Raw genomic sequence first — 13297 nt, forward strand, 5'->3', positions numbered from 1 at the left:
GAGGAGCGGGACATGGAACCGGACGACACGATCGGACTGGCATCCCGATGAGCGCGGTCGCCAAATCCTCCAGCTCGCTGGCCCTGGCATCGCGGACCGAGCAGTCGGTGGCGGTGCTGACCGCCGAAGGCCTGTTGGACGCCAAGAACTCCGCGGAGCTGCGGGACACCATCACCAAAGCCACGCTCGATGTGCCCAGCGCTGTCATCGTCGACGTCAGCGCGCTTCAAGTGCCCGACGATGCCTCGTGGTCGGCCTTCGTCAGCGCGCGCTGGCAGCTGGACACCCGGCCCGATGTGCCGATCGTCCTGGTTTCGTCGAACCGCGCGACCCGCGAAGCGATCACCCGCAGCGGGGTCGCCCAGTTCATGCCCGTCTATCCGACCGAGAAAGGGGCGCTGAAGGGCGTCGCCAAGCTCGGCCGCCGCAAGCTGCAGCACGCGCAGGCGAAGCTGCCCGCCAACCTCACCAGCCTGCGCGAGTCGCGGCAGCTGGTCCGCGAATGGCTGACCACCTGGTCAAAACCCGGGTTGATCCCGGTCGCACTCGTAGTGGTGAACGTTTTCATCGAGAACGTGCTGGAACACACCGGTAGCGACCCGGTGATGCGCATCGAGTGCGAGGGGCAGACGGCGACCATCGCGGTGTCCGATTCCAGCAGCGCACCAGCGTTGCGACTGACCTCTCCCTCCAAGGGCATCGACGTCTCCGGGCTGGCCATCGTCGAAGCACTGTCGCGGGCCTGGGGCAGCACGCCGACCTCGTCGGGCAAGACGGTGTGGGCGGTCATCGGGCCGGAGAACCAGCTCTAACGACCCAGGTTCTACTGTCGGGGGACGCACCCCTTCGACGAAAGCAGACATCACGTGCGGTTCAGCTACGCCGAGTCGATGACCGACCCCGCTTTCTACATCCCGCTGGCCAAAGCCGCCGAGGCGGCCGGGTACCACAGCATGACCATCGCCGACAGCCTCGCCTACCCCTTCGAATCGGACTCGAAGTATCCGTACACGCCCGACGGGAACCGCGAATTCCTCGACGGCAAGGATATGATCGAAACATTCGTCCTGACAGCGGCTTTGGGCGCGGTGACGACGACACTGCGGTTCAATTTCTTCGTCCTCAAGCTGCCGGTCCGGCACCCGGCCCTGACGGCCAAGCAGGCGGGCTCGCTGGCCGCGCTGATCGGCAACCGGCTGGGCCTGGGCGTGGGCACCAGCCCGTGGCCGGAGGATTACGAGCTGATGGGGTTGCCATTCACCAAGCGGGGCAAGCGAATCGATGAATGCATCGAAATCGTGCAGGGCCTCACTACCGGCGACTATTTCGAATTTCACGGCGAGTTCTACGACATCCCCAAGACCAAGATGAGTCCGGCTCCCTCACAACCGATCCCGATCCTGGTGGGCGGTCACGCCGACGCCGCGTTGCGCCGCGCCGCGCGTCTGGACGGCTGGATGCACGGCGGGGGCAGCGACCCGGCGGAACTCGACCGACTTATCGCTCGGGTGCGGCAGTTCCGTGAGGAAGAGGGCAAGAGCGGCCCGTTCGAGATTCACGTCATCTCCGCGGACGCCTACACCGTCGACGGCATCAAGCGTCTCGAGGACAAGGGCGTCACCGATGTCATCGTCGGCTTCCGCTGGCCCTACATCAAGGGACCGGATCTGGAGCCGCTCGAGGTCAAGGTCGGGCACCTGGAAAGGTACGCCGACAAGGTGATGTCGAAAGTCTAGTTATCACAGCGGATCCCACTTCGGCGCCCGCTTCTCTCGATGCGCCATGGCGGCCTCGGTGGGATTGCTGGTGAAGCCGGTCAGGATCTGAGTGCGGTTCTCGATCTCGATGGCATGGCGCAAACTCGGGGCGTCCAGCGCCGCGTTGAGGCCGATCTTGGTCTGCCACACCCCGAACGCGTTGTTCGCGGCGATCTCGCGGGCCTTGGCCAGCGTCGCTTCCATCAGATCGGCGGGTGAGACCACTTCGTGCACCAACCTGATGCGGTAAGCCTCGGCGGCGTCGATGATGCGGCCGGTCAGCATCAGCTCGCGCGCGACGCCGGCGCCGACGATCTTGGGCAGCAGGTAGCTGGTGCCCATGTCCATCGACGAGAAACCCGCTTTAATGAACACCGAGCCGAACCGCGCGTTCTCTGATGCAATCCGAATGTCCGAGTGCAGCGCGAACGCGAGCCCACCGCCGACGGCGACACCGTTGACCGCGGCGATCACCGGAATAGGCAGCTCGTACATCTGGACGAGCAGATCGGCCAGCCGCACCTGCGCGTCGTAGGTGACCTTGAACGGCGGGGTGGCGGGTTTCACGTCGGTCCAGGCCTCCCCGGTACCACTCAGGTCGGCACCGGCGCAGAACCCGCGGCCGGCTCCGGTCAGGATCGCGGCACGAAAGTCGCCGTGGCTCAGCGTGTTCAGTGCCTCGTCGACCCCGTTGAGCAACGATCCGTCGATGGCGTTCAACAGCTTGGGCCGGTTGAGCGTGATGCAGGCGATCTCGTCCTCGAGGGTCTCCAGGGTGACTGCGGGTTCGGGTGCCATATCCGAACGTTAAGCGACTTCAGCGGACTGGCGGGTACCGGGCTTACGGTAGGTCCATGGCACGCGCCGATGACGACAGTTGGGACCTGGCCAACAGCGTGGGGGCCACCGCCACCATGGTCGCGGCCGCGCGGGCGGCCGCCAGCAGACGCCACAACATCATCGTCAACGACCCGTTCGCCGAGCCACTGGTGCGGGCGGTGGGAGTGGAGCTTTTCGTGCGGCTTGCGGCGGGTGAGCTCGACGAGGTTGACGCTGCCGGGAAACTGGGCTTCCCACGGATGATCGACACGTTCGCCGCCCGCGCGAAGTTCTTCGACGACTATTTCGCCGAGGCCGGCAGCATGGGCGTGCAACAGTTCGTGATCCTGGCCTCCGGGCTGGATTGCCGCCCCTACCGACTGCCATGGCCCGGCCGCACCAGAGTGTTCGAGATCGACCAGCCCGAAGTCATCGACTTCAAGACGTCGACGCTGGGGGCGCTCGGTGTCACCGCCGACGTCGACCACCGCACCGTCGGCATCGATCTCCGCGACGACTGGCCCGCGGCTCTGCTGGCCGCGGGGTTCGACGTGGACCAGCCGACGGCCTGGCTCGCCGAGGGCTTGCTGATCGGCTTCCTGCCGCAGGAAGCCGAAGTCCGGTTGCTTGACAACGTCATCTCGCTCAGTGATTCCGGCAGTTGGCTGGCCGCCGACTACGGACAGGTCGCCGGGCGGTCGGTAGCCGATCAGCAACAGGCGGTGCGTATGACCGACTCGTGGCGCGAGCTCGGACTGGATCTGGATATCGCAGCCCTGACCTACCCCGGCGAGCACACCGACGTGGCAGCGCATCTGTGGGCGAACCGGTGGAACACGATCACGTCGAACCTGGCCGAGCTGTTCAGTGCGGCGGGGCTGGCGCCGCTGGGCGAGGCCGGTCTGGCGGGGCCGGCGAAGTCGATCGGGTTTGTGCGGGCGTCGTGGGGGTAGCGGGGCGGATCGGCTATGACGCGGACGGTCGCGGGACGGGCGGTCGTTGAGCCAGCGCGATGGTCTTGATCGAGTAGCCGTCGGTAGACATCCCCGTCGCTCAGCCATTCCCCCGCTTCGCCAGCCACTCCGCCTGCATCACCACCAACCCCAGCACCTCCCGCGCCGGAGTCGCCGGATCCAGTTCGCAATACCGCTGATACATGTTGACGACCACCCGCTCGCAGTCCAGCCACGACGCGTACTCACCGAGGTCGACGGCGTCGACGGCCTCGGCGAATGACAGGCCCTTCGCATACAGAGCGTCAGTCTGCTCGGTGACATACACGAAATAGTCACGCACAGCGCGGATTCCGTCGGGATCGCTCACCGGGCCGTGGCCGGGCACGACGGTGGGTGCGTCCAATGCGATCATCGCATCGCACGCAGCGATCCAGTTCGCGATCGGGCCGGCCCACACGATGGGCGTGCACCCGATGAACAACAGGTCCCCACCGAACAGCACACCGGCATCGGGCAGGTGCACCACCGAGTCGGCCGCGGTGTGGGCGGGGCCGAGGTTGATCAGATCGACTCGGCGGCCGCCGACGTCGATCGTCAGCGAACGGTCGAACGTTTGGTCGGCGTTGCGCACCTTGATGCCCCGGAAGTCGAAGTGCCCGAAGCGGTCCCGCACGAACGGCGTCGCGACCGGGCCCAGGTCAGCCACTTGGATGGTGACCAGGCGGTCGGCGGTGAGATCGTGCGAGATCTCCTCGGCGGTGCCGGCCGCGGCGATAATAACGACGTCCGGATCCAACAACTGGTTGCCGTGGGTGTGGTCACCGTTGGAATGGGTGATCAACGCCTGAGTGATCGGCGCGCCCTCGGTGATACCCCTCATCGCCGAAAGCATCTCGCGTGTCAACGGCAGATCGAACAACGTATCCACCAGCAGCGACGCACCGTCACCGGCCACCAAACCGGCATTGCTCCAACCGAATCCGCCGTCCGGCAGCGTCCACGCCCATACCCTGTCACCGACCGAGTGCAGCCCGCGCGTGTAGGGCACCTTGGCGGGCGCCGGGTTGACCCGCACCGCCTCAGCAGCCGCCGCCGGATTCGGACGCGGCGCAAGCGGAACAGGCGCCGGAGAGGCGCGGACGGTCTGCCGGGTCTCCCCCAGCCCTTCGACCTGAAGCGTCACCACATCCCCGTCGCGCAGCCAGCCGGGAAACGACGCCGGCTTCGTCAGGTGCTCGACGAGGGTGCAGGTGGGCACGGTGCCGGAGCCGATCACGTCGCCGGGGCGCAGCGTCACACCGCGCGAGGCATAGGAGATGACCTCACCGAAGGTCCAGTCCATCGTCCCGGTCGACCCGGTGCCGACGACGGTGTCGTTGACCAGCGCCCGCACGTCCAGGCTGAGCTTGCCGCCCTGGCGATAAGGCTCGAGTTCGTCCGCGGTGACCAGGTACGGGCCCAGCGTGACCCCGCTGTCCTTGCCCTTGGCCTGTCCGATCCGCAGCTGGCCTTCCAGCATCTGCAGGTCACGTGCCGACCAGTCGTTGAAGATCATGTAGCCGATGATCGCCCGCTCGGCCTGCTCGACCGTGAGGTCGCGGCCGGCCACCCCGATCACCGCGGCGACCTCCAATTCGAAGTCCTGCCAGGCGCTGCCGGGCGCGGACGGCGCGTCCTCGTAGGGCCCCAATACCGTTGCCGGGCAGGCGAAGTAGAACGCCGGGATGCGATACCAGGTATCGCTGAGCACCCGGCCGCCGCCCGTCGCTTCCTGGCAGTTGCGCATGTGGTCGAGGAAGCACAGGCTGTCCCGGATCGACGGCGGGCGCGGAATCGGCGCCGCCAGCAAGACATCGGCCAGTGCCACCACCGATGCCGGCGACGCCAACGCCGCTTCGCCGGCCGAACGCAGCCCCTCCGGCCCGCTGCCGATCAGGTCGAGCAGCGTCGTTCCCGGCGCCACGGCATAGATCTGGTCACCGGAGAGCACGCCAACTCGTTCCCCCTCGGCGCTGCGGTAGGTCACCCACTTCATTCGCGCACCACCTCACTTGGATTCTTGTCGGGCCGTAGCCCGCGCCAGCTGGGCTGGCGAAGCCGGTTGTCCGGAGTCCATTCGCTGTAGCGCACCTCGCCGACCAGTGTCGGCCGCACGAAGGTCACCCCACGGGCGTCTCGGGCGGGCAGCTTGACACTGAACGGCGATTCGTCGGTGTGCAGCGGTTCCAGCGTCTTCTTGAGGTTGGCCAGGTCACGGTCGGTGAATCCGGTGCCGACGCGGCCGGCGAACTGCAACCCGGCGGGTCCGGGAATGCCGACCAGCAACGCGCCGATGCCGCTGCTGCGTCCGCCCTCTCCCTGCCGCCAGCCGCCGATGACGACTTCCTGGGTGCTCCAGAGTTTGTCCTTGATCCACGACGCCGAGCGTCGGCCGGGCTGATACGTCGAGTCCCGTTTCTTGGCGACCACGCCCTCCCAGCCGTGCTCGGCCGAATATTGCAGTGCCTGCGCACCGTCGCCGGGCAGCAGCTCGGGAACGATGAGATCACCTGCGGCACCCAGGGTTTCCAGCAGAAGCCGGCGGTCGGAGTACTTGGCCCGCAGCAGCGACCGGCCGTCCAGATACAAGAGGTCGAAGGCCCAGAACTCGATGCGGGTGGCGCGCACTCGATTCTGCATCTGATGAAAGCTGGGCACGCCGTGGCCGTCGAGCGCCACCACCTCACCGTCCAGCACCACATGATGATCCGCGAGATCGGCTGCCACCGAACGCAACTGCGGGAATTCGGACGTGATGTCGCGTCCGCTGCGCGAGCGCAAAGCAATGTTGCCGTGGTCGGCGTCGACCAGCAGCCGGTATCCGTCCCACTTGCCCTCGAACGCCCACTGGCCCTCCTTCAGCTTGGCGACGGACCCGTGGGTGGTGAGCATGGGCGCCAGGCCGTCGAAGTCGAAGACCTTCTGGTCTTTCATCCGGTGCGCCAGCCATTGGTCGCCGTTGGTCTGTATCAGCGCGTAGCGCCCGGAAATCCGGTTGCCGTGCAACGTCACGATGACCTCGTTGTCCAGGAACTTCTCGGCCTCGTAAGTGCCCGCATCCCAGATGATCACCTTGCCGGCCCCGTACTCCCCCCTGGGGATGGTGCCCTCGAAGCCGCCGTACTCCAGCGGGTGGTCTTCGGTATGCACCGCCAGGTGATTCACCGACGTGGTTTCGGGCAGATTCTTCGGGATCGCCCAGGACACCAGCACACCGTCACGTTCCAGCCGAAAGTCGTAGTGCAGCCGGCGAGCGTGATGTTCCTGGATGACGAACGTATTGCCCGGCCCGGCAGCCGGTTTCGCCCGCGGAACCGGCTCCGGGGTTTTGGACGCGTCGCGCATGCTGCGGTACTTGCTCAGGCGGTCCGCGACCGGCACCGGAGTATCCGAGGCGTCGAGTTCGGCGAGCAGATCGCCGTCGCGCGCCACCCGGTCCAGCACCTCGGAGTAGCTGAGCTGGCCCAGATCCGGGTCGTCGAGTTCCTCCCAGGTGCGCGGCGCCGCGACCGTCGGATGTTCGCGCCCGCGCAATGAATAGGGGGCGATGGTGGTCTTGGCGCCACTGTTCTGGCTCCAGTCCATGAACACCTTGCCGGTCCGCAAGCTCTTGGTCATCGTGGCGGTGACCAGTTTCGGCATCGTCTTTTCCAGTTGCTGCGCAACGCGTTTGGCGAGCACGCTGGCACCGCGGCTGGTCACCGGCTCGTCGAGCGGGCTGTAGAGGTGCAGGCCCTTGCTGCCGCTGGTCAGCGGATAGGTCCGCAACCCGATGTCGGCGATCAGGTCCCGCACTTCGCGCGCTACGTCGGCCAGCTGCGTCATCGTCACACCTTCGCCGGGGTCCAGGTCGAACACCAGGCGAGTCGACGGGCCCGGCTTGAGGCTCTCACCGGCCCGGGTCCACTCCGCCTCGAATCGCCACTGCGGCACGTGCACTTCCAGCGCCGCCTGCTGCGCGATCCATGCCAACCCGTCGACGCTGTCGATGATCGGGTAGGTCGTGGTCCCGGAACGGTGCTTGACGCTGGCGCGGGGCAACCAATCCGGCGCGGAGGAGGCGAGCTGCTTCTCGAAGAACGAGTCGTGATCGACTCCGTTGGGCCAGCGTTTGCGGGTGACCGGCCGCCCGGCGATGTGTGGCAGCATCACCTCGGCGATACCGGTGTAGTAGTCGAAGATTTCGGCCTTGGTGGTCCCGGTGGCCGGGTAGAGCACCTTGTCGGCGTTGGTCAGCTTGACCTGCTGCTGTGACGCCGCACCCATACTCCTCAACGTAACGTGTTGGGCATGGCGCGTGGGCTGATCATCGGCGAAGCCCTGATCGACATCGTCAACGGGCGGTCCGAGCATGTCGGCGGCAGCCCGCTGAATGTCGCCGCCGGACTGGCAAGGTTGGGCCGCGACGTCGACTTCCTGACCCACATCGGCACCGACGCCTACGGCCGCAAGATCGCTGAATACCTCAAAGACACTGGGGTGCAACTGGTCCCGGGCAGCGCTGATGCCGACAAGACATCGACCGCGATGGCCACTATTGCCGCGGACGGCTCGGCCACCTACGACTTCGACCTGGACTGGCGACTCGAAGGTACCCCGCCCGTCCCGCCGCCGCTGTTCGTGCACACCGGATCGATCGCCGCCGTGCGCGAACCGGGCTGCCTGGCTGTCGCCGCGCTGCTGGACACCTACCGGGTGTCCGCCACGGTCACGTTCGACCCCAATGTGCGGCCGTCGCTGATCGCCGACCGCGACCAGGCGCGCGAACGCATCGACAATCTCATCGGCCGCGCCGACGTGGTGAAAGTCAGCGACGAAGATCTGCGCTGGCTGGTACCCGAGCGCGCGCCGCTGGACACCGCGCGCAGCTGGTTGGCTTGTGGACCCGCGATCGTGGCGCTGACCCAGGGCGATCGGGGGGCGTCGGCCTGCTGCGCGGCCGGTCGAGCCGAGGTGCCGGCCAAGCCTGTCGACGTGGTCGACACCGTCGGCGCCGGCGACGCATTCATGGTCGGTCTGCTCGACACGCTGTGGGGACGTGGCCTTCTCGGCGGCGATCGGCGGGACCAGCTACGCCGCATCACTCTCGACACGCTGGCATCGGCACTGGAAGTCGCGGCCACCGCCTCGGCACTGACCGTCGCGCGTGCCGGTGCGGATCTCCCGGACCGGCACGCGTTGCAGGCGCACACTCACCCACGGGTGTCACCGGACTACCCGGATGCGCACGGGGCATACTGACAAAATGCGCTCCATCTGGAAGGGCTCGATCGCTTTCGGGCTCGTGAATGTGCCGGTCAAGGTGTACAGCGCCACTCAGGACCACGACATCAAGTTCCACCAGGTGCACGACAAGGACAACGGCCGCATCCGCTACAAGCGCGTGTGCGAGGTGTGCGGCGAGGTCGTCGAATACAGCCATATCGCCCGCGCCTTCGAATCCGACGACGGTAAGAGCGTGATCATCACCGACGACGACATCGCCACCCTGCCCGAGGAACGCAGCCGGGAGATCGAGGTTCTGGAGTTCGTCCCGGCCAGCGAGGTCGACCCGATGTTATTCGACCGCAGCTACTTTCTGGAGCCCGACTCGAAATCATCCAAATCCTATGTGCTGCTTGCCAAGACGCTCGCCGAGACCGACCGGATGGCGATCGTGCATTTCTCGCTGCGCAGCAAGACGCGGCTGGCTGCCTTACGGGTCAAGGATTTCGGAAAACGCGACGTGATGGTGATCCATACCTTGCTGTGGCCCGACGAGATCCGTGACCCGGACTTCCCGGTGCTGGACAAAGAGGTGGAGATCAAGCCCGCCGAGTTGAAGATGGCCGGCCAGGTGGTCGAGTCGATGGCTGACGACTTCGACCCGGACCGCTACCACGACACCTACCAGGAACAGTTGCAGGAACTGGTCGACGCCAAACTCGAAGGCGAAGAAGCCTTTACGGTTGAGGAACAGCCGACCGAGCTCGACGAGACCGAGGATGTCTCCGACCTGCTCGCCAAACTGGAGGCCAGCGTGAAAGCACGCTCGGGCGCCGACAAGGAACCCGCCAAGAAGGAGCCCGCGCAGCAGGCCCCCGCCAAGGCGGCGAAGAAGGCTCCGGCCAAGAAAGCGCCGGCCAAGAAATCTGCCGCCAAGAAGGCTGGCACCAAAGCCACCAGCAAATGAGCACCCCGGGTAAGCTCATCGTGCTGCCGACCCCTCGAGGAGTTGCCGTGAAGTTGACTCGATCTGGCGTCGCCCTCAGTCTGCTGGTCGTCACCGCACTGGTGCTGTCCGGATGTGGCGGCAACTCCGGCAAATCGGCGTCCTCGTCTTCCAGCGCCGCGCCGGTGGTCCCGGTGAACTGCGGCGGCAAGAAGAAGATCCTGGCCGGCGGTTCCACCGCGCAGAAGAACGCGATGGAACAGTTCGTCTACGCCTACATCCACGCCTGCCCCGGCCACACCCTGGACTACGCCGCGAACGGCTCGGGCGCCGGCATGAAGGCGTTCCTCGGCAATGAGACAGACTTCGCCGGTTCAGACTCCCCGATGAATCCCGACAAAGGCGAACCGGATCGGGCCCGCGAGCGGTGCGGCTCGCCGGCGTGGGACGTTCCGGTCGTCTTCGGCCCCATCGCGGTGACCTACAACATCAACGGGATCAATTCGCTGAGCCTGGACGGACCCACCATCGCCAGGATCTTCAACGGCGCCATCACCAAGTGGGACGACCCGGCCATCAAGGCACTCAACCCGAGCACCAACCTGCCACCCACGCCGATCCACGTCGTCTTCCGCGGCGACCAGTCCGGAACCACCGACAACTTCCAGCGCTACCTGGACGCAGCCTCCAACGGCGCCTGGGGCAAAGGCACGGGCCAGGTGTTCAACGGCGGCGTCGGCGAAAGCGCTGCGGGCAACGACGGTACGTCGCAGGCCATGAAACGAACCGACGGGTCGATCACCTACAACGAATGGTCCTTCGCGGTGGGCCACCAGCTGAACATGGCCCAGATCATCACCTCGGCCGGGCCGCAGGCGGTGTCGATCAGCGCCGAGACCGTCGGCAAGACGATCGCCGGGGCCACCTTCAAAGCCGGAAGCGACACGAACGACCTTATCGTCGACACGTCGTCGTTCTACAAGCCGACCCAGGCCGGCGCCTATCCGATCGTGTTGGTCACCTACGAGATCGTCTGCTCGAAATATCCCGACACCCCGACCGGCCAGGCGGTAAAGGCGTTCATGCAAGCCACAATTGGCGACGGTCAGGTCGGTTTGGACGAGTACGGATACATCCCGCTGCCGAACTCGTTCCAGTCGAAATTGGTGCCGGTGGTCAACGCCATCGCGTGACCGCCAGTCACCGGGACCCCTTGCCAGGCGGCCGGTTCCATCAAAGACTATGACTGTCATTGGCCGACAACGGATTTCAGCGCGTATAGGCTTTGCCCGACAGGGCGGTCTTCCGACCGCCCGTTACTCACTCGTGATTCAAAATTCATCCAGAGTCGCCGGATTTTGTTGTGTGCCCGCTCTGGGAGGATTTACCGTGTGTTAACCATCAGTTTCGGCGCGACGGCGCCGGTGGCGTCTGCCGGGCGAAGGGAGCATCGACGGTGACCAACACCGGGTCGGAATCGCGGGTGGGGTCACGCTTTGGGCCCTATTATTTGGTACGCCTGATCGGCCGCGGCGGAATGGGCGAGGTCTACGAAGCCGAGGACACGCGCAAGAACCGGGTGGTGGCGCTCAAGCTGATCTCGACGCAGTTCTCCACCAACCCGGTATTCCGGTCCCGGATGCAGCGGGAGGCCGATATCGCCGGCCGCCTCAACGAGCCGCACATCGTGCCGATCCATGACTACGGCGAACTCGACGGACACTTCTTCGTCGAGATGCGCCTGATCGACGGTGTTTCGCTGCGGTCCATGTTGACGCAGTTCGGCCCACTCACCCCGGCCCGGACGGTCGCCATCATCCGGCAGGTCGCCGCCGCACTGGACGCCGCGCACGCCAGCGGCATCACCCACCGCGACATCAAGCCGGAGAACATCCTGGTCGCCCAGAATGATTTCGCCTATCTGGTGGACTTCGGCATCGCCCGCGCCGCGCACGACCCGAACCTGACGCAAAGCGGCATGGCCGTCGGCACCTACAACTACATGGCCCCGGAACGGTTCACCGGCGACGACGTCACCTACCGGGCCGACATCTACGCGCTCGCCTGCGTGCTAGGTGAGTGCCTGACCGGGGCGCCGCCCTACCGCGCGGACAGCGTCGAGCGCCTGATCGCCTCGCACCTTATGGAGCCGGTCCCGCGGCCGAGCGTGCTGCGGCCCGGACGCGTCCCCGCCGCGTTGGACCAGGTGATCGCCAAAGGCATGGCGAAGAATCCCACCGAGCGCTACATGACCGCCGGCGATCTGGCCATGGCCGCGCACGAGGCGCTCAGCACGCCCGAACAGCGCCAGGAGGCCACCATCCTGCGTCAGGGCGACAACGAGACGCTGATGCTCCCTGCGGTAGACCCCGGAGCGGGCGGCTGGTCCAGCCAGGGCGGCTCGGGTTCCTATCCGAGCAGCCCCGCAACCATGCGAGCCCCGGTGCCCCCGTTTCGCACCGGGGACGAGACGATTGCTCAACCGTTGCCGTCCAACAGCGGCGGATGGCGAGACCGGCCGCAGAACAACTCCGATCAGTTCACCCAGGCCGCCCCGGTGGCCGCCGCCGGCTGGGCCAGCCATCCCGGCGTCGCCCCGTCGGGCCCCGTCCCCATGCGTCCGCCGCCCTACCAGCAGCCGTCGCAACCGCATCCGATGACGCCGTCGCCACCGCCCGAGTCACGCAAGTCGCGCAAGGCGTTGATCATCGGCGCCGCCGCCGTGGCCGTCCTGCTGGTCGTGATCGCCGCCACCGCGTTCTTCCTCAGCGGTAAAGACGGCAACAAATCGTCGACGCAGAACGCCAGCGGACAGCAGGTGATGCCGTTCAACGGTCTCAATTTCCGCTTCGCGCCGGGCGGGGTTGCGGTCGACGGCAGCGGCACCATCTATGTCACCAACCAGACGATGTACGGCCGCGTGGTGGCGCTGCCGGACGGATCCACGTCCCCCACGGTCAAGCCGTTCAACGGGTTGTACGAACCGCAGGGCATCGCCGTGGACGGCGCCGGCAAGATCTACGTCAGCGACTTCAACAATCGGGTGGTGGCACTGGCGGGGGGGTCGAACAACCAGGTGGTGCTGCCCTTCACCGGGCTCAACTACCCGGAGGGCGTCGCCGTGGACCCGCAGGGCAACGTCTACGTCGCCGACCGCGGCAACAACCGGGTGCTGAAGCTGGCGGCGGGCAGCAACACGCAGACCGAGCTGCCGTTTCAGGGCTTGAAGAACCCCGACGGGGTGGCGTTGGACAGCGAGGGCAACATCTACGTCACCGACACCGACAACAACCGGGTGTTGATGCTCGATGCCGGGACCAGCAATCAGACGGTGCTGCCGTTCACCGGCATGAGCGCGCCGTGGGGCATCACCGTCGACGGCGCCGGCAACGTCTACGTAACCGAGCATGACAACAACGTGGTGGCGAAGCTGCCCGCCGGCGCGACCGCATCGGTGGAGTTGCCGTTCACCGGTCTGAACACCCCGTTGTCGGTTGCGGTGGACAAGAAGGGCAACGTCTACGTCGCCGACCGTGGCAACGGCCGGGTGCTGCGCCTTCCGCCCGGCTCGTGAA

At 66.3% G+C, this 13297-nt stretch carries 10 protein-coding genes; 7 read left to right on the top strand and 3 right to left on the bottom strand.

Annotation, left to right across the window (positions count from 1 at the left end):
* The first annotated feature begins 47 nt into the window (after positions 1 to 47).
* Together JX552_RS25485 and JX552_RS25490 are read left to right on the top strand one after the other, a co-directional pair.
* On the top strand, positions 48 to 812 hold the full coding sequence (locus tag JX552_RS25485) for an STAS domain-containing protein (RefSeq protein ID WP_205874570.1): 765 nt from the start codon (positions 48 to 50) through the stop codon (positions 810 to 812).
* A gap of 54 nt (positions 813 to 866) precedes the next feature.
* Positions 867 to 1736: a TIGR03619 family F420-dependent LLM class oxidoreductase gene (locus tag JX552_RS25490; protein WP_205874571.1), complete on the top strand. Its 870-nt coding sequence runs from the start codon at positions 867 to 869 to the stop codon at positions 1734 to 1736.
* A 3-nt stretch (positions 1737 to 1739) separates the two neighbouring features.
* On the opposite strand, the gene JX552_RS25495 is transcribed toward JX552_RS25490, so the two are convergent.
* Positions 1740 to 2555 carry an enoyl-CoA hydratase/isomerase family protein gene (locus tag JX552_RS25495; protein ID WP_205874572.1) on the bottom strand — a complete coding sequence of 272 codons (816 nt, stop codon included), beginning with the start codon at positions 2553 to 2555 and terminating at the stop codon, positions 1740 to 1742.
* Positions 2556 to 2611: 56 nt separating this feature from the next.
* On the opposite strand from JX552_RS25495, the gene JX552_RS25500 reads away from it, so the two are divergent.
* Positions 2612 to 3529 (top strand): class I SAM-dependent methyltransferase, encoded by a 918-nt coding sequence (locus JX552_RS25500; protein WP_205874573.1) that lies wholly within the window; start codon positions 2612 to 2614, stop codon positions 3527 to 3529.
* Between the two features lie 100 nt (positions 3530 to 3629).
* Here the strand turns inward: JX552_RS25500 and JX552_RS25505 are convergent, their stop codons facing one another.
* Positions 3630 to 5567 (bottom strand): fumarylacetoacetate hydrolase family protein, encoded by a 1938-nt coding sequence (locus JX552_RS25505; protein ID WP_205874574.1) that lies wholly within the window; start codon positions 5565 to 5567, stop codon positions 3630 to 3632.
* Positions 5564 to 7837, bottom strand: a complete 2274-nt coding sequence (locus JX552_RS25510) for an ATP-dependent DNA ligase (protein WP_205874575.1) — start codon at positions 7835 to 7837, stop codon at positions 5564 to 5566. Before JX552_RS25510 ends, JX552_RS25505 begins: the two co-directional genes overlap by 4 nt.
* Positions 7838 to 7861: 24 nt before the next feature.
* On the opposite strand from JX552_RS25510, the gene JX552_RS25515 reads away from it, so the two are divergent.
* The 4 genes from JX552_RS25515 (at position 7862) to JX552_RS25530 (ending at position 13296) form a co-directional block, all read left to right on the top strand.
* A complete protein-coding gene (locus JX552_RS25515) occupies positions 7862 to 8812 on the top strand; it encodes a carbohydrate kinase family protein (RefSeq protein WP_205874576.1) in 951 nt (316 codons plus the stop codon).
* Between the two features lie 4 nt (positions 8813 to 8816).
* Positions 8817 to 9743 (top strand): non-homologous end joining protein Ku, encoded by a 927-nt coding sequence (ku, locus tag JX552_RS25520; protein ID WP_205874577.1) that lies wholly within the window; start codon positions 8817 to 8819, stop codon positions 9741 to 9743.
* Between the two features lie 47 nt (positions 9744 to 9790).
* Positions 9791 to 10915 (top strand): phosphate ABC transporter substrate-binding protein PstS, encoded by a 1125-nt coding sequence (pstS, locus tag JX552_RS25525; protein WP_205874578.1) that lies wholly within the window; start codon positions 9791 to 9793, stop codon positions 10913 to 10915.
* 263 nt (positions 10916 to 11178) lie between these two features.
* Positions 11179 to 13296 carry a serine/threonine-protein kinase PknD gene (locus JX552_RS25530; RefSeq protein ID WP_205874579.1) on the top strand — a complete coding sequence of 706 codons (2118 nt, stop codon included), beginning with the start codon at positions 11179 to 11181 and terminating at the stop codon, positions 13294 to 13296.
* Position 13297: the final 1 nt, after the last annotated feature.

This window comes from Mycobacterium gordonae, from assembly GCF_017086405.1.
In the GTDB taxonomy this organism is placed as follows: Bacteria; Actinomycetota; Actinomycetes; order Mycobacteriales; family Mycobacteriaceae; genus Mycobacterium; species Mycobacterium gordonae_D.